This window comes from Planococcus sp. 1R117A, from assembly GCF_051417975.1.
GTDB classification, from domain to species: Bacteria; Bacillota; Bacilli; order Bacillales_A; family Planococcaceae; genus Planococcus; species Planococcus shenhongbingii.
This window is the reverse complement of sequence record NZ_JBPRLO010000002.1, coordinates 268,842-285,574: the sequence shown is the minus strand read 5'-3', so window position 1 is coordinate 285,574 and position 16,733 is coordinate 268,842. Positions and strand designations below refer to the sequence as shown.

General features: G+C 44.9%; 18 protein-coding genes. 11 read left to right on the top strand and 7 right to left on the bottom strand.

All coding sequences use genetic code 11. The features are described from left to right. Positions 1-71: 71 nt before the first annotated feature. A complete protein-coding gene (locus ACSFXN_RS06825; protein ID WP_437149425.1) occupies positions 72-1,127 on the top strand; it encodes a glycosyltransferase in 1,056 nt (351 codons plus the stop codon). A gap of 311 nt (positions 1,128-1,438) precedes the next feature. Here the strand turns inward: ACSFXN_RS06825 and ACSFXN_RS06820 are convergent, their stop codons facing one another. Together ACSFXN_RS06820 and ACSFXN_RS06815 are read right to left on the bottom strand one after the other, a co-directional pair. Beyond that, positions 1,439-1,585 (bottom strand): hypothetical protein, encoded by a 147-nt coding sequence (locus tag ACSFXN_RS06820; RefSeq protein WP_437149424.1) that lies wholly within the window; start codon positions 1,583-1,585, stop codon positions 1,439-1,441. 575 nt (positions 1,586-2,160) lie between these two features. Beyond that, on the bottom strand, positions 2,161-2,931 hold the full coding sequence (locus ACSFXN_RS06815) for an alpha/beta fold hydrolase (protein WP_437149423.1): 771 nt from the start codon (positions 2,929-2,931) through the stop codon (positions 2,161-2,163). A 209-nt stretch (positions 2,932-3,140) separates the two neighbouring features. On the opposite strand from ACSFXN_RS06815, the gene arsC reads away from it, so the two are divergent. The 7 genes from arsC to ACSFXN_RS06780 all read left to right on the top strand — a co-directional run bounded on the left by arsC (position 3,141) and on the right by ACSFXN_RS06780 (position 9,108). Further along, positions 3,141-3,560 (top strand): arsenate reductase (thioredoxin), encoded by a 420-nt coding sequence (gene arsC / locus ACSFXN_RS06810; protein WP_437149422.1) that lies wholly within the window; start codon positions 3,141-3,143, stop codon positions 3,558-3,560. A gap of 156 nt (positions 3,561-3,716) precedes the next feature. Then, a complete protein-coding gene (locus tag ACSFXN_RS06805) occupies positions 3,717-4,508 on the top strand; it encodes a hypothetical protein (RefSeq protein WP_437149421.1) in 792 nt (263 codons plus the stop codon). A gap of 144 nt (positions 4,509-4,652) precedes the next feature. Continuing rightward, a complete protein-coding gene (locus ACSFXN_RS06800; RefSeq protein ID WP_437149420.1) occupies positions 4,653-5,441 on the top strand; it encodes a hypothetical protein in 789 nt (262 codons plus the stop codon). A 290-nt stretch (positions 5,442-5,731) separates the two neighbouring features. Further along, complete coding sequence (locus ACSFXN_RS06795; RefSeq protein ID WP_437149419.1) at positions 5,732-7,327, top strand: long-chain-fatty-acid--CoA ligase; 1,596 nt, start codon at positions 5,732-5,734, stop codon at positions 7,325-7,327. Between the two features lie 358 nt (positions 7,328-7,685). Next, positions 7,686-8,531 (top strand): type II toxin-antitoxin system SpoIISA family toxin, encoded by an 846-nt coding sequence (locus ACSFXN_RS06790; protein ID WP_437149418.1) that lies wholly within the window; start codon positions 7,686-7,688, stop codon positions 8,529-8,531. Between the two features lie 36 nt (positions 8,532-8,567). Then, positions 8,568-8,780, top strand: coding sequence for a hypothetical protein (locus tag ACSFXN_RS06785; RefSeq protein ID WP_437149417.1), 213 nt, complete (start codon positions 8,568-8,570; stop codon positions 8,778-8,780). 205 nt (positions 8,781-8,985) lie between these two features. After that, complete coding sequence (locus ACSFXN_RS06780) at positions 8,986-9,108, top strand: hypothetical protein (protein WP_437149416.1); 123 nt, start codon at positions 8,986-8,988, stop codon at positions 9,106-9,108. Between the two features lie 366 nt (positions 9,109-9,474). Here ACSFXN_RS06780 and ACSFXN_RS06775 read toward each other — a convergent pair whose 3' ends face one another. Next, on the bottom strand, positions 9,475-9,687 hold the full coding sequence (locus ACSFXN_RS06775; RefSeq protein ID WP_437149415.1) for a DUF3951 domain-containing protein: 213 nt from the start codon (positions 9,685-9,687) through the stop codon (positions 9,475-9,477). Positions 9,688-10,073: 386 nt separating this feature from the next. Between ACSFXN_RS06775 and ACSFXN_RS06770 the strand changes: the two genes are divergently transcribed. Then, entirely contained in the window at positions 10,074-10,499 is a 426-nt protein-coding gene (locus tag ACSFXN_RS06770; protein WP_437149414.1) for a hypothetical protein, read from the top strand. Between the two features lie 52 nt (positions 10,500-10,551). Here the strand turns inward: ACSFXN_RS06770 and ACSFXN_RS06765 are convergent, their stop codons facing one another. Continuing rightward, positions 10,552-11,385, bottom strand: a complete 834-nt coding sequence (locus tag ACSFXN_RS06765; RefSeq protein ID WP_437149413.1) for an AraC family transcriptional regulator — start codon at positions 11,383-11,385, stop codon at positions 10,552-10,554. Positions 11,386-11,643: 258 nt separating this feature from the next. Between ACSFXN_RS06765 and ACSFXN_RS06760 the strand changes: the two genes are divergently transcribed. Further along, a complete protein-coding gene (locus tag ACSFXN_RS06760; RefSeq protein WP_437149412.1) occupies positions 11,644-12,033 on the top strand; it encodes a VOC family protein in 390 nt (129 codons plus the stop codon). 425 nt (positions 12,034-12,458) lie between these two features. Here ACSFXN_RS06760 and ACSFXN_RS06755 read toward each other — a convergent pair whose 3' ends face one another. Beyond that, complete coding sequence (locus ACSFXN_RS06755) at positions 12,459-12,875, bottom strand: GNAT family N-acetyltransferase (RefSeq protein ID WP_437149411.1); 417 nt, start codon at positions 12,873-12,875, stop codon at positions 12,459-12,461. A gap of 124 nt (positions 12,876-12,999) precedes the next feature. On the opposite strand from ACSFXN_RS06755, the gene ACSFXN_RS06750 reads away from it, so the two are divergent. Further along, positions 13,000-13,527 (top strand): cupin domain-containing protein, encoded by a 528-nt coding sequence (locus tag ACSFXN_RS06750; RefSeq protein ID WP_437149902.1) that lies wholly within the window; start codon positions 13,000-13,002, stop codon positions 13,525-13,527. A 60-nt stretch (positions 13,528-13,587) separates the two neighbouring features. On the opposite strand, the gene ACSFXN_RS06745 is transcribed toward ACSFXN_RS06750, so the two are convergent. Together ACSFXN_RS06745 and ACSFXN_RS06740 are read right to left on the bottom strand one after the other, a co-directional pair. Further along, entirely contained in the window at positions 13,588-14,508 is a 921-nt protein-coding gene (locus tag ACSFXN_RS06745; RefSeq protein ID WP_437149410.1) for a bifunctional helix-turn-helix transcriptional regulator/GNAT family N-acetyltransferase, read from the bottom strand. 125 nt (positions 14,509-14,633) lie between these two features. Then, complete coding sequence (locus ACSFXN_RS06740) at positions 14,634-16,640, bottom strand: ABC1 kinase family protein (RefSeq protein ID WP_437149409.1); 2,007 nt, start codon at positions 16,638-16,640, stop codon at positions 14,634-14,636. Between the last annotated feature and the right edge of the window lie 93 nt (positions 16,641-16,733).

Sequence of the window (16,733 nt, the reverse complement as noted above, 5' to 3'; positions counted from 1 at the left end):
AATCGGCTGAAAAGCTATTAATGAAGGTTAAACCGACTGCCCCTAGTTTCTTAACCGACAGGAGGAGTACGATGGATTCAACGAAATTAGTCAGTATAATTGTTCCCGTATACAACGCGGAAAATTATTTGCATAAAAGCATCGACAGCTTGCTCAATCAAACCTACCCAACCATTGAATTGCTTCTCGTCAATGATGGATCCATTGACAGCAGTGGGGAGATTTGCGAAAGTTATGCGAAAAAAGACATGCGAGTGAAAGTGATTCATCAGCCGAATGCAGGGCCATCAGCCGCGCGGAACCGGGGAATGAAGGAAGCTAGCGGAGAGTTTCTCCAGCTTGCGGACTCAGACGACTACATCGATCACCGGATGACAGAGCGGCTGGTTCAGGCTATTGCAAGCGAAAGCCAGCTCGCCCTATGCGGCTATCAAAAGATTTTGACGCGAGGAAATCGCATCATCAAATCGGAAGTCTTTCGCATGCCGCGGAACGGCACATTTTCAAACGAGCAGTTCTTGAAGAATTTTGGGGAACTGTATCAGCATTACTATATCCATTTCATTTGGAACAAGTTGTATGACGCACACCTGATCAAAGAATCCGGCCTTGCCTTCGATACGGAAGTTAGCTGGGGAGAAGATTTACTGTTTAACCTGCGCTATATCGAAAAATGCCAAAACATCAGCCTCATTCCTGATGCCCTCTACTATTACATCGATTCTAACGCCAGTTCGATCACCAGCCAGTTTCGTCCAAACTTATACGACAATATGCAATTGATGCAAGGAGCCGTAAGGGAGTTTCTCCAAAGAAACCATGCCTATACCGGAAAAAATAAAGTGCTGTTTGAAAATTTCTATACGTCGCGGGTCCTGACTTGTTTCTGGAATTTGTTCCATCCGAACAGCACGCTGACACCGGAATTAACGAAACAGCATATAGGCGAAATCATCCGGAATGAATGGATCCATGAGCGAGCTTGTTATTTCCAAGCGGGCAATCTGGAGAAAAAGCTGATCGGCTCCATGATTAAGCGGCAATCGGCCGGATGGCTGTACCGTTATTACGCACTTAAGAGCTATGTGAAGAAAAAAAGCAGGCCGAAAGAGAAAAAGTGGGTTTGACAGCAACGTGCAGTGATTTGGTTTAACTGCCGGTTTCCAGGGGAAATGCGGCGGGAGTTCCCGTTATCCGAGGTATCGGCATAGGCAACGGTACCGATTAAAAATGATATGCCATCCTATCAGCAAATAAGGTGGCAGCACAAATGAAAAATCCCGTCCCAGAAGACAAATGTCTAAGGGCGGGATTTTTTCCATTCGGCTGAAATTGGCGAATATCGGCTCGGCTGTTATTGTCATTGCTGCTGAAGAAATGGAGGACCCAGAGAATTTAAAACAAAATACAGAATAATGGCCATTGCGGTATCCGCATCTCAAAAGAATAAGCTTGTTATGAGATGGATGATTCCAATGATTCCATAAATAATGGCACTCACAATCAAAACTCCAGCCAGGAAATAGCAAAATAATTTCATCAGATCGAATAAGGCACCGGCCAAGTCATCGATGAATTTAAGCATACGAACCCTCCAGTCGCATAATGTAAAGCACATCAAAAACCAACATTCTTAAATGCCAAGCACATAAATGATTTTAAGGAACGGTATGAAGTTCTGTTGCTTCATATTACCAGATTCAAGGGAATTAATTAACCGTGACTGAGAATATAAGTCGAACGAAGAAGAAGATAACAAGAAAAACGGGAGAAGGTAGTTGAAGTGGCCTTAGAAACTATGCGGATTTTAATCGGCTGATGTTATTGCGGGTTTTTGGTTTATTTGGGTTTTTGTTTCCTTAAATACATCATTACATAAGTGTTTAACAAAAATATCAAAAAAAAGCCAACAACAAAAAACGCATTCTGTTCATGAAGTAACCGGTTTTTGCAATGCCCTATAGCTTTTTCAAGGGAATAATAGGAAGTTTTCAAAGGGAAGCTCAACAAACAAAACCAATTAAAACAAAGCAGCTTTCAGCGGATTTTAACTTTCCTTTAAACCGGCTTAATCGCTGCTTCTGATTCCAATTTGCTATAACAAGCAGTTGTCCGCCGCACGGGAGGACCGGGAGAAAATGTTCTCCAAAGAGATTTTCGTCAATCGTTTATTGCCATCACTTCATCCGGGAATTCAATATCCGCCAGCCAATGATCGATGACGCGGTTGAATAACTTAGGTTTCGCGAGTGAAATGCCGTGGCCGATTTCCGGAAACATAAGGGCTCTGCAGTTGGGATTGCTTCTCCTGATTTCCTTCGTCGATTCTTTCATGATGCTTCGTTCTTTCTCGCCTACCGTGACCAGTATGTCTGCCGAAGCCAGCTTGAAGTTGCTGGGCAGCGTGAACGACATGTTTTCTTTCAGCAAGACAGCCAACTCCTGTTTCCTAAGGCGGGAACTGTCCCGGTAGTAGGTTTCAAAGTAAGGTTCTTCTATGTACAATGACTTTGCTTGAAGCCTGGAGAATGCTTTGCTTTTGGCCAGGGGCTGAAAGAAAGCGGAAGTTTGGATCAATGCATCGGTAAACGGCCATGATTTAACCAACGCGCTGTTGACCATGGCATAATCCACTAAATCCGGCTTTTTGCCAAGAACGGCCAATAAGATTTGGGCCCCCAATGAAAACCCGATGGCGATGACCGGCTTGTTTTGCCGCTTTTCTTCTATTAAAGCAATGATATGATCGGCACTTGCATGGATGGAAAATGGAGACGCGTTCTCCAAGATATCCAATTCCGGTACTACTACATGATAGCTGCTGAAATGGCGGACTTGCCTGTCCCACATCCAGCCGCCGACTCCACCGCCGTGGATAAAAATCATTAACGGTGCATGTTGATTTCCATACTCCTTATAAGATAACTTCATTGTCCGGCCTCTTTTCTTTCACAACATTTATCCTTGCTTTACTTACATACGTTTCCAGCGGATAGAAAGTTTCATTTTAAGCATGACAATCCTGTGCCAATCGATAAAGTTTGACGCGCGAAAATGGATTGTTATATAGTTCGAAGAGTAAAGACCAACGGGTATCCGCGGCATATGCTTGCAAACTGTTAAAAAAAGGAGAAGTTCACATGACACAAAAAACGATTTACTTTTTATGCACCGGCAATTCATGCCGCAGTCAAATGGCGGAAGGCTGGGCAAAAGAATATTTAGGGAAAGAGTGGAAAGTCTATAGCGCCGGCATTGAAGCGCACGGCTTGAATCCGAAAGCGGTAAAAGCGATGGCAGAAATCGGCATCGATATTGCTGGACAGACTTCAGACTTGATCGATCCGGAGATTTTGAATAACGCGGATCTGGTCATCACGCTTTGCGGAGATGCGGCAGATAAATGCCCGACAACACCGCCTCACGTTAAACGCGACCATTGGGGCTTTGAAGACCCGGCAAAAGCCGAAGGTACGGAAGAAGAAAAATGGAAAGTGTTTCAGCAAGTGCGTGACGATATTGGCAGGCGCATCAAGACCTTCTCGGAAGACGGACATTAATATATGCACTGGGAATGTTCCGGTAATAAAACACGAGCTGAAAGCTGTCCTCTCGACGGCTTTTTTGCGTTCAACCTGCTAGAATAAAAGAGTTGAGGAGATTTGACCTAGAATTCTTCTCTGACGAAAAAGGATAAAAGATAGGGAGGTATCGTTGTGTACAAAACGGCAAACAGCATTCATTACCTGGCATTACTGGAAGATACCAACAGTAAGGATTTTAACCAACTGATTGAACGTGCTATGAGTGTTTACGAAGACTTTAATTTTGCGGATAAGATAGAAATCATTATCTTTTTTACCGAACGGAAATATTTCACTGAATACATAAAAAATGAATATGGGATAGAAGACGAATACAGCAAAGAAGGTCGTGCGATTCACTATCCGCATGGGTTGAAGAGCATCATCGGCGTGGAAGCGATCAAGGGATTGACTGAAATGCTCCTGACCCATGAATTGGGGCACGCCATCGAGCATCATAAGTTGAAAAGCGATATCACGAATTATGAAGGCTGGAAAGAACGCCGGGGTTATCGGCTCTGGTCGGAGTTCTTCTGCCAAGCCCATGCTTCGATGACCCAGCGAACACCGGAAGGCAATGACCTGTACCTCACCAATTTTCCGATGTTTTTGGAGAATAAGGGCTTGTTCTTTGACGACAAGCACATCCAACAGACCTTTCTTTACATGATTTATTCCATGGCGGATTTGCACCCCTACACATTGGAGAAAAACACCCAAGCCATCTCCTATTACCTGGACCGCTTCGAACAGGATTCGTCTCCCGAATTCATGACTGTCTATGAAACGCTCTACATGGAGCTGAACAGCTACTTATTGCGGAACGGCATATTTTACAACGCCACGCACGAATACAGCTTTTTTGAACGGCTGGAGCAATACGAACAGGAACTCACCAACTTCTTTGCAGAAAACAAACAATGAGAGCCTTTAGGGGCTCTTTTCTTTTTGGAAAATTATAGGGAGGATGGGTAGGCGCTGGTATTTCGGGTATAGGATAAGAAAGCCGTCATTGAAAAGAGGTGTGGATCCCTACAAGGAAATTCAATGGAAATGGAGACAGTGGATATGAATAAAACAGCGACAGGCGTTAACTTTCTAAACCTATCAGACGAGTCAGTGGATTTTCAGGAAATGATTCTGGATGCGGAGCGGTGCTACCCGACGTTCAACTTCCGGCACAAAGTGGAAACCATCATCTTCTATACAGAACGAAGCGATTTTGGCCGGTACATCTGCAAGGCATACGGCATGCCGGATAGGTTCAGCGGAGCGGAGAAATCGGCGCATTACCCGCTTGGCGACAAAAGCGTCATTGGTGTTGAAGTCTATAGCGGACTGACCAAAAGCCTGCTGACGTATGAGATGGGCCATGCAGTGGAGCATTACCGCTTGCAGATGGATTTCGAGAAGTACGGCGAGTGGAAAGACCGTGACGGCTATTTCTTCTGGTCGGAATTTTTCTGCCAGGCGCATGCCTCCTTCGAACGGAAAAAAAGTATTCATGAAAATGACATCTACTTGAATGAATTGCCGTTTTATCTGGAAGCACGGGATGAAATGTTCAAGGGGGAAAACATCCGCCGCACGTATCTTGCTTTGATTCGAAGCATGAGCGATTTGTTCTATTATGTCGACAAGAGCGACGAGGATGCCATTCACTTATATTTGGAGCGGTTTGAGCGAATGACCCATGAACCGTTCATGGAACTGTACGACGAATTATTCAATTACCTGATGGATTATTTCAAGAAGTACGGCAAAGACTACAGCAAGCCGCACCGCTACAAGTTCTTCGAAATCCTGGAAGATTACAAAGAGGAATTCACGGATTATTTCCTCAAGCATCAGCTTTAAGAGCCCATAGCGGCTCTTTTTTATATGTGTTGACTTACTATGAATGAAAAGCAATCCGCCGTGTAATGAACGATAAATGGATTTACTGCCGTTTTTTGGCATGGGAAGGCGCTGCTTGGGTGGAGCACAAAGCGACCGTATTCAAGGGGGAAGTTGATATGCATAGCGAACTGTTGCAAATGATGAAGTTTTCGTTCAATTCCGATAACTCCATTGACACAGTTTAAAGGGATTAATATACTGTTTTATAACAACTTATAAAAAATATGGGATTGAAAGGGGAAAAGAACATGTTTGCTGCTTTGACACCACTCGATTGGAAACGCCGTGCCATTAAATACTACCCTGAGAAAATCGCGGTGATTGACGAAGACAAGAGTTTTACATACCAGGAATTCGGCAAGCGCACCGATCGCCTGGCCATCGCCCTACATAATGCCGGAATCCAAAAAGGCGATCACGTGGCAGTGATGCTGCCGAATACCCATTATATGCTCGAATGCTTTTACGGCATCTGCCAATTGGGCGCGGTCATGGTGCCGCTCAATTACCGCTTAACGGCAAAAGACCTGGAGTACATCATTAACCACAGTGATGCCAAGACGCTCATTGTGGATGCCGAGTTCGGGAAGATTATTGAAGACATCCAGGACAAGCTGCCAATCGACAAATACATCGTTGTCGAAGTGCCGGGATGCGCCTCCACTATCGATGGCGTGACGTATGAGAACTTTATCGGGGAAGTGCCGGAAGATGCACGCGTACCTGAAGTCGATATCGATGAAAACCAGATGCTGACACTCAATTACACAAGCGGCACCACGTCCAATCCAAAAGGCGTCATGCTGACGCACCGCAGCAATTACTTGAATGCCGCCAACTTCCTGCACCATTTGAATGTCGTCCATGACGATGTGTACCTGCATACCTTGCCGATGTTCCATGCGAACGGCTGGGGCGGTGTGTGGGCCATCACTGCGGCCGGCGCGACGCATGTCTGCCTGCGGAAAGTCGATCCGCCGCTCATTCTGGATTTGTTCGAACAGCTGAAGATCTCCATTCTGTGCGGGGCTCCGACCGTCGTCAATATGCTAGTCAACGAACCGAAAGCGAAACACATTGAGATCACCACCAAACCGCGCATGGCGACAGCCGGGGCTCCACCCGCTGCGGCATTGATCGGCAAAGCGCAAGAAATACTCGGCCTTAACATGATCCATGTCTACGGGCTGACGGAAACGTCTCCGTTCATTTTGTACAACGAATGGAAAAAGGAATTCGAATCGAAATCGCCGGAAGAACAAGCGACGATTAAAGCGCGCCAAGGCATCGAACTGGCTTTTAACGGGGAGACGAAAGTGGTCAACCAGGAAGATGGCCAGGAAGTCGCTTGGGACGGCAAAGAGCTTGGAGAAATCGTCACCCGCGGCAACGTCGTCATGAGCGGTTATTACAAAGATCCGGAGAAAACGGCGGAAGCGATCCGCGACGGCTGGTTTTACACGGGCGACCTTGCCGTGACTTATCCGGACGGCTATATCGAAATCCAGGACCGCATCAAGGACATGATCATCTCCGGCGGCGAAAACATCTCTTCGACAGAAATCGAAGGCGTGTTGTACAAGCATCCGGACGTCATGGAAGTTGCCGTCATCGCGGTGCCGGACGAGAAATGGGGCGAAGTGCCAAAAGCGATCATCGTGCTCCATCCCGGCGCCCAGGTGACGGAGCAGGACATCATCAACTACACGCGTGAGAAGATGGCGCATTTCAAAGCGCCGAAGTCGATTGACTTTGTGGAAGCACTGCCGAAAACCGCCACCGGGAAACTGCAGAAATTCCGGTTGCGTGAGATGTACTGGAACAGTGCAAAAAAAGTGAATTAATAAGTTGGCCCGGAGCTTTTGCAGTTCCGGGTTTTTTGTGTATTAAAAAAGGCTTGATGGGCCTTGTAAATTTAGCGCAAAAAAAGAAGGGGATGGCATTTGAATCAGGGCATAAAGTGCAACGGGCGGCACTGGAGTCTTACAGGCTCCAGTTTTTTTGATGTGTGCCTCCGTAGTTGGGATACACAGCTTGCCACAAGCTATAGTGTGGTTCAATGAGGCATGAAAGAATAAGCGTAAAATATTTGGCGCTTACATTGAAAATCAGCAGGTGTTTTGTTTTTATCTTTGTATAATAAGATATGGCGAAAAATATGCGATATTCTTTGGACATAGCCGGAAAGGAGAATCGAATTCAATGTCAGTAAAAGATTTTTTCAGTGTGTTATGGAATTTTTTATCAAACCCAATTGTTTTAGTAGTTATGATGGCTTTATTTTTGATGGTGACATTCGTCATCTTCCTCTTTAAAACCGAAACCTATTACAATAATTTGCTGAGCTTTCGCAAGGGATTCTATCTCTTCTTCGTCAGTTTGCTCTGTATTTTGTTAATTGATCAAACGATTGCGGTTTCCGATTGGCAGCTGCTTTTACAATTAGCTGGGGCGGCAATTTTTCTGGATTTGGCATTGTTCCAGACTCCAGATATCACTAAGATTTGGAATGCAGAATTCAAACAAGGGGAATACACATTGAAAACCTTAAGTGAGAACAAACGCATTCTTCGGAACAACACGACCAAGGTGCTGGCATTCCACAATGTAGTGGCGTATACAGACAATCACTTGGTCTCCATCAACCCTCCAGAGAATTGGGCGGAGTACCAAGAGCGGTTGCGGACTTATTTTTCTGAGTACACCGACAAGATGCAGTTGCAAGTTCATCTTCGCGAAGTGGACACAACCACTGATGATGATGAACTTAAAAGGTCGATGAATCAAAGCCTGACAGACATCATCCGTTATCACGGTATGCAGTCGGTAGATGTCGAGCAGCAAGAACAGTGGATAACGCGATTGGATGATGGGCATGAAGTGGAAATCACTAGTGATCTAGGCGAGACCATTGTGGTCATGCCTTACTTTGGGTACCATTACAACTTTCTCTTATCTGTTGTAGGCAAAGGGGAAATAAAGGCAAATGGCGTGGATGCTTCGCATTTAATGAACATGGCATACATATTAGATTGGTGGCTTCCGTAAGAATCTGATATACTAAGAGCAAAGGAGGGAACGTTTATGCCGAAAGTAGCTCAAAGCCATTCAAGAAGAACTACTGGTAAAAGCAGTTCTCGCTTATCAGGTGGACGTGTAGGTATCGCATCTAAAAGACTGGCTCCAGGTGGAAAACGAGCAGTCGTATCAGCTCATTCGATGTTTTCTCTCGTCGAAGATATGGAAGAGTCAAACGAAAAAGCCATTCGGAAGATTGGTCGAAGCAAAGGCTTTTAAGTCAAATGGAGTCCCTATCCGGGGCTCCATTTTTTTGTGATATAGAGACAACCAATTGCCTTTGCAGGAAGGCTGCATGGATGAAACGGCAATAAAAAAGCGCTGCGAAATGTGAAACAAATTAAGAATTGCTCGGGCACCTCAGAAATGGTGTAGAATCGGAGTGAAGAGACAATTCATTAAAGAGAAAAAGGAGAATGCGCTTGTGAACGACACATCCAGTTTTCAAATGATTGCAGCTGTTGCGATATTCGGATTGATGGTCGCTGTCCCGCTGATCATGGTTTTTATGGCATACAAATTCGGCAAACGAAGCGGCAAGCAATAAGAAACGGACTGCGATTATTCAAATGATTACGGTGAAGCAACAAATTCGAATCGGACGAACAGGAGACAGAAGCAAAAAGGCTTCTGTCTTTTATTTGAGCTAAATAAGGTGCGGGACAGTATTATAGCGTTTGCCGACAGTAAATCATTGGGTGGAGACAGTATTTCGCTGGAACGGACAGTAAATTTAATTCTGCGGACAGTATTTTGAGAAAAGCCGCTGCTTCACGAGCAGGATGTGCTTTTGTTGGCGAAATGGACAGTATGTCGAGTGGGAAGGAACGTATTCAAACATGAAAAGGAAGTAAAACCAAAAAACGGCAGGCAATTTACTCGAAGTTGGCACCTTTCCTTTGGAGATAGCCGATCAGCGGTCTTTGTCGTCACCTTGGTCCGGATCTTCGGCATGCACTTCTTGCTCTTCATGAAAAACCACTCCGGTTTGGCCGGTGATTTTGTCAAAAGGCGTATAAAAAGGCGTGACGGATTTTTTCTTCACGAATACTTTATAGAGCGCAATCACCACCAGCACGATAATCATGACCGGCAACCCCAGGGACATTAATGCCATAGGATTCATGGGAACTCCTCCTTTATCTGATTGGGATTTGATGTTGTTTGATAATAAGGTACAGCTCTTGCCGCTTAGATGCAAATGCAGAAGATGTTTTTTCATACCATCTGCCGAATTTCATCGAAAAAGCAAAAAAATATTATCAAAGCAGAAAATTATGATGATTAAATAAATTTCCTTATAAATCAAAGCCATTTCAGCAATTAATCACTTAACCATAGTTGATGAGATAAACATATCCTTTTAGATCCTTTGTTAATGTGTCATTCAAACAGTGATTAAAGGATTTTTCAAAAGAATAGCGAATAGAATCACGCATATGTCAATAGCGCGGACTTATAAGGGAGGAGGCGTCTAATTACGAGCAGGCAGTCAAAGAGAGGCGGATGAACATGAAAAAGATAATTGGTGTCCGTACCGCTTGCAACGTCATTCTATTTATCAATGTGCTGTCCATTGCCATGCATGTCTTGATCCTCATGAACATACTGCCTGCAAGTTTTGTATGGGGCGGCAGGCTTCAGAACGAATCGCAGATTTTGGCGTTTGAAATCATCTCGATTTTTGTGCAAGTGGTTTTTATGTTCATCATTGCGTTAAAAGCCGGTTATGTTCTCAAAGGGCGGTTCACGAAAAGTGTCCAGATTGGCATTTGGCTGCTGTTTGGAATGATGGTGCTCAATACCGCAGGCAACTTGGCGTCCAATTCCACTTTCGAGACGATGGTGATGACGCCGGTTACGGGTATGCTGGCGGTGTTGCTGTTCAGGTTGGGGATGGACAATAACCTCAAAGCAATCGAACCAGAATTGGAATAAAAAAATCTTTAAAAAACCCGGAGATGTGGATCCCCGGGTTTTAATGGCCTTTTTATGTATTAGCGGATGTTTCTTTATTCGCTGTCCGGTATTTATGCGGCGTCTGTCCGGTCGCTTTCTTAAAAGCTTGTTGGAAATGCGTTTCGCTTTTATAGCCGGTGCGGCGGGCGATTTGTTGGATATTCAAGGCCGAATGGACCAATAAATGCTCGGAAACACGGATACGGCATTGAATGGCGTACTGGATCGGGCTGATGCCCGTACATTCTTTGAAGATATGGGCCAAGTAGTATTTGCTTAAGCCAACTTCTGTGGAGATGTGTTCCAAAGTCAGCGACCTGTGCACACTTTCTTCGATAAACCGCTTGGCAATCCGCACATGCTGCGTGTGGTCACTTTCCGCCGTGAATGGCGGGGCAAGAGAGCGGTTCAAGACGCTCAGGAACAAGCCCAGCAAATGCCCGACCGTCTGCCGTTTATTGGCATAGGAGCTGCTGTTTTCTTCCAAGATCTGCGTTAGAACCGATTGCAGGCGCTCAAACTCCGTTGTTTGATGCACAGGAGACGCCTGGAGCGCTCTGATTTGGTTTGTGCTACAGCCTTCGATCAGATTCCCCGAACAGCTGAGATACAGGCAAACAAAGGGCTGGCCGCTTACAGAAGCTTCCGCATGCCAATCTCCGGCATTGATGAGCATCATTGTGCCTGCACCGGCGGTATAAGCTTTCTGGTTAAGGGCAAAGCGGCATTGGCCTTCCAAGACCAGCATGATTTCACAGGCTTCCGGATGGACATGGAGCGGTTTCAAATGGCGATTGCCGATTGAATGCCGGATTTCGCCTGCCGAATGAAAGAAGAAGGGAGGATCGGTCAGATTTGCATGCATAGCTCCAACTCATTTCTATAAAGGATATATCATCCATTATAACAAGAATTAATATAAAATATTGTAAAAACCGGCTGAATTCCAGATTTTCATTAAGTTGAAAACAAGAATCGATAGGTTTTTGAAAAGCGGAATCAGGAGGATTTTAGAAAATTTTAGGTAAAACTATAGAAAATTACTAAACACGGACCTATAATGGCGGTACAACCAGTTCTGTCAGAGGCAAGGAAAATCCAGGAAAAAGAAAGGAAGAGCGTAATGACAAAAGATTTTTGGATCAATTTGCCGGTGAAAGACCTGAACAAATCGAAGGAATTTTTCAAGGCATTGGGGTTTACCATTAATGAGCGGTTTTCAGACAGTGAGGAAATGGCTGGGATTGTCATTGGGGAGCATAATTCCATGATTATGCTATTTCCGGAAGCGACATTACAGACATTCGCAAGACACGAATTGACAGATACATCAAAAAGTATTGAAGTATTGTTGTCCATATCAGCGGATTCCCGCGAAGAAGTCCATACGATGTGCCAACAAGCAGTTCAGGCAGGTGGAACAGTGTTCAGTGAGCCTGGAGAATCGAACGGTTTTTACGGAGCGGGATTCAGCGATTTGGATGGACATCGGTGGAATTTGCTGATTATGTAACGACAGATCGGACTGAACTTGAAATGAGACCGATTCAGCCAATCTAAGAAATACATTTGAATTCATTCAAAATTACCGAGAAATTTTAGCGACGCCAAATGATTTCATTGAGACGGAATCGAATCAAAAAGTTTTCTCAGTGACAAATCCAAACCGCTTAAGCAAGATGCAGATCAGCCATAACAAACATAAACAACCCAAAACGCAGCTAACAAGCTAACAAGCTGAAAAGCGAAAAAGCTGAAATTGGCTCAAAATAAGCCAAAAAACCGGTTTCGTCTCACTGTCTTAAGTATACTTACTAAATGAGACACTACTTCCGATAATTTATATTATGTCAACTTAAATATTTTTCGAGAAAAAGAGGCTGTTCATTACCGGCCTCTCCCGCTTCCAAAATTCCTGGTTATCATCAAATCAACCGGTTATTCGCTTTTCCGTTTCCGTGTCATGCCTATTGCGAATTTCTCAAAGCCCATCGTCTCATAATACGGCTCCAGGCTCTCGCTGCACATCAATTGCGGAATAATCCGCTGGCGATCGCATTGTTCAATCAGTTGGTTCATGAGTTTACGGCCAATGCCGATTCCTTGATGGTTTGGTGAAACGCCAAGCCCGCAAATAAGTCCAGTAATCACGCCATCTGATAGGATCCGTCCCATTCCGACTAACCGATCGCCGTGATACGCATAACTGACATGCCAGCTTTGCTGACACATTGTTTTCAGGTCATTTATCGTCAACCCGAGCGAATCCCACTCCAACTCCCGGTACAATTGGAAAACAGATGCATAACTGGCTGGCGGTTTTGTGGTGACCTGTATATCATCTGGTTCATTCAAAGGATTCAACTCCTGTCTCTTTATCGTAACCGCTGTTCTTTGCAACCAAGTTTTATCTGCCTGATAACTGGCTGTCATGATTAATCTAGTCAACTAATTCCCTTTAATGGAGGTAATTAAATTGATGTCACATCAGACCATTATCAATCAGCGTTCTGGCCAAAAAATGATTTTTCGTAAAACGGCACAGGATACCAACGGCGCATTGCTGGAAATCGAAACTTTTAATCCACCTTCAGTTGAAAAAGAGCCGGAACATGTCCATCCGAAACAGGAAAGTTCTGCAGAAGTGCTTGCCGGTACGTTGCACTTTTCAATTGGAGGGCGTGTCCAGAAAGTCGGCCCGGGGGGAAAAGTGACAATTCCGCCTGGAGTCCCCCACTTTTTCTGGAATGAAGGGCCGCTGGAAGCTCATTCGATTCAGCGCTTTTCGCCAGCCTTAACGATTGAGCATTTTTTCAAATCCTATTATGAATTGGCCAATGCCGGGAAACTGAACAGCAAAGGAATTCCACCTTTATTGATTACGTCCCGTCTCGGTCTTATCCATCAAAACGACATCCTTTTGACAAAACCGCCATGGCTGATACAAAAACTCCTTTATGCCATACTGGCTCCTATAAGCAAGATTTTTGGCAAATCTAAATTATAGAAATGACGGCTTTTATTGTTCTGGAACACTCCGTTGTCCCGTGAGTGTTCTTTTTATATGCTAATCCCATTCAAGGTCCCAGCGCTCTTCAAGCAACTCGTCTTCCGTCCACTCGTGATTCGCTTTTTGCTCGGTCAACGTAAAACCGTACTTGCCGTAGAGATGCCGCGCAGTTTCGAGAATGTTGACGGTCCATAGGAAAACATGCCGGTAATGCTGTGTGCGGCAAAACGCCAGAGCAGTGTCCATCAACTTCTTGCCGATGCCAAGCCCTTGGAAACGTTCATCGAGCACAAACCATCTTAGCTGAGCAGTATCCTCACTAGATCGGGTGATGGCGATTGACCCGACAATTTCTCCGTCGACTTCCGCAATCCACAGTTCTCCGCCCGATGAATCCACCATAAACTCTGCGAGGCCTTTCATGACATAGTATTCAAAGATGGTGCCGAATTGATAGGTCTTGCTGTACAACGCGCCGTGCAAATAAGACACATAGCCCAGTTCACCCGGTTGATACGGCCGGATAATGACACGCGGCGCTTCGGCTTGCTCAAAGTTCAGCAAAGACTCGACGGTTCTCATGGCAGAAGTCAAACGGTCCACTTGCTGGGCATCGAGTGCACCAATCATTTTGCCGACTTCCCTATTGGCATCATCTACCATATTTTGATGAACTTTTTCTCCGTATTCGGTTAACTGAATCAAAAACTGTCGTTTGTCAGTGGATGCTTGTTTTTTGGAAATGATGTTTTCTTCTTCGAACTTCTGGATCATGCGGCTCATATACCCGCGGTCGATGCCCAATTTCTCGCGTATTTCCGTGGCGGTTGCCTCTTTTTTCCCGTAAAGCTCGGCAATGACACGGACTTCGCTTAAAGGATATGGCTTTCCGTAAATACGCTGATCGATTTTCCCTAACAAATTGGCATAATGCTGGTTAAATCTGCGGATTTCTTCTGTATAGGTGCGCTCTGTCATTCGTAACTCCTTAAATTTTCAGAATTTTTTAATTAAATAAAGGGTAATTCAAACAGTTGACTTTGTCAACTAGTTTTTGATCACAATAAAACCATCCAGCCGGTTGCACTGGATGGCGGTAGAATTCAAATATCATTGCTGCGCTTCATATCCCGTATTGCCTGCACGGATAACCGGACTAGTAAGATGACACATAAGAATAATCCGGTATAGGCGGCTGTATTCAAATAGACAGCATATGCCGCCTGGATAAACTGGGCAATGGCAAGCAACGCGGATGACACAAGGCCGAACGTGATCCCTGTCATCAACAGAATAAAGCGGGAAAATAATTGCGTGATAAAATTGGCATTTTTCCGGTCTGAAAAAACATCGTGATGCAAAATGATTTTTCCGCTTTCCACTCGTTCAACAAGGCGGTCCAGCCGTTTCGGCAATTTGAGCATTTCCGGGATCAGCAAAGAAAGTTCGCTTTCCAGCCGTTCTTTGACGGCTTTCGGTTCCGTAAATGGTTTTTTCAGAAAAGCGGTCTTATACTTTTGCGCAAAGACTTTGGCTTCCGTAAACATATCAAACGACGGGTCGATGGTATGCAAAGTGCCATCCAACGTGATCAAGGAACGCAAAGCGGTTCCGACAGACGGATAAAACGACAGACCGAAATCCCGCACTAAGTCGAATAGCGAATGGATAAGTTCAGTAGTAGGAATCCGGTTGACATACGAAATTTTTAATAAAATCTGCCCAATGGCTTGTTCAAATCTGTGTCGGTCAATGTGCTGAGAATCTTCGACCAGTAAAGTGATCGAGTCATATATGACACTGGCATCCCCTTGCTCTACGCCGATAATGAACAGGCTAAGCCCTTCCTGCTGAGGAGCAGCTAAGCGCCCGACGGCACCGAAATCGAGCAAAATCGGCGTTCCGTCCCGTTCATCAATAAAGATATTGCCTGGGTGTGGATCGGCATGGAAAATACCTGAATCCAGCATCTGTTCAAAAAAGGAAAACAACACGCTCCGTGCAAAATCCTTTTGATTGATGCCGAATTGCTTGAATACCGCATTGCCTTGCGCAATGCTTTTGCCTTCCACATACTCCATGACGATCAAGCTGTCATTGCTGTATTCCGTGTAAACATGTGGAATCTTAACGTGATACGGGCTGTTTTCGAGTGCATTTGAGATTTGGATGGTGTTGCGCGCTTCAATATTGAAATTGATTTCTTCGCGGAGCCCTGCAGCAAATCCGATGGCCAGTTCCCTGAAACCAAGATTTTCTGCCCATGTAGACCGGCTGGACACCCATTCCGCAAATTCGACCAGAATATTGAGGTCGTCCCGCATGATCCGTTTGATTTCCGGCCGCAGTAATTTCACGACGACATGGTGGTTGCCTTTTTTCAAGATGGCTTTATGGACTTGGCCGATAGATGCTGCGGCAATCGGTTCCATTTCAAAATGAGAAAAAACTTCATCCAGTTCATCAGACAGTGAATTCTGGAGGATGGTCTGCACCTGGATGCTCGACAGCGGTTTGACGTTTTGTTGAAGGGTTCCAAGCTCTTCGACAAACACAGGCGGAAACAATTCGGTGCGGGTGGACAGCACTTGGCCGAATTTGATGAAGATGCCGCCGCTTTGTTCCAGCGTATCACGGAACGCAATCGCCAACTCCCGGTCATTTTCCCGGTGCCTTGCGTATTTAAGGGCTCTGGAAATGCCGTTGCGGATAGCAATTTCCACGACTTGGCGTAGCCTTTTTTGCCGGCGCCAGCGATGCTGGAGGCGCCTGAAAATAAACTTTCTTCCGGTAATGCGTTCTCCTTTTGCGCCAAGTTCAATGGGATCAAACAGTTCAAATAACAGATACAACAGCATGGAAATAAGCAGGATGCTGCCAATCCATACAATCGTGCTGACGTCAGTGGCGGTGTTAAGGACACTTTCCGATAAGTAATCGGTATAACGCAAATAAGAATACCAGTAAACAAACGTTGTCAGCGATACCCCGAGGGCTACCGATAAAACGCGTTTGATAAAATTGACCTGTGCCCCCATCAGCCGCCCGCTGACAAAGTAAATGAAAACAGTGATAAGCAGTATTTCTAAAAGCAGGACTGCATAAACCAAGGTTTTGCCTCCTTTCTTCATCGAAATATTTACAATTATTAAGTTAAATATTTCATCTTTTTAGTATAGCAAATATAAGGCAATACGTTTTGT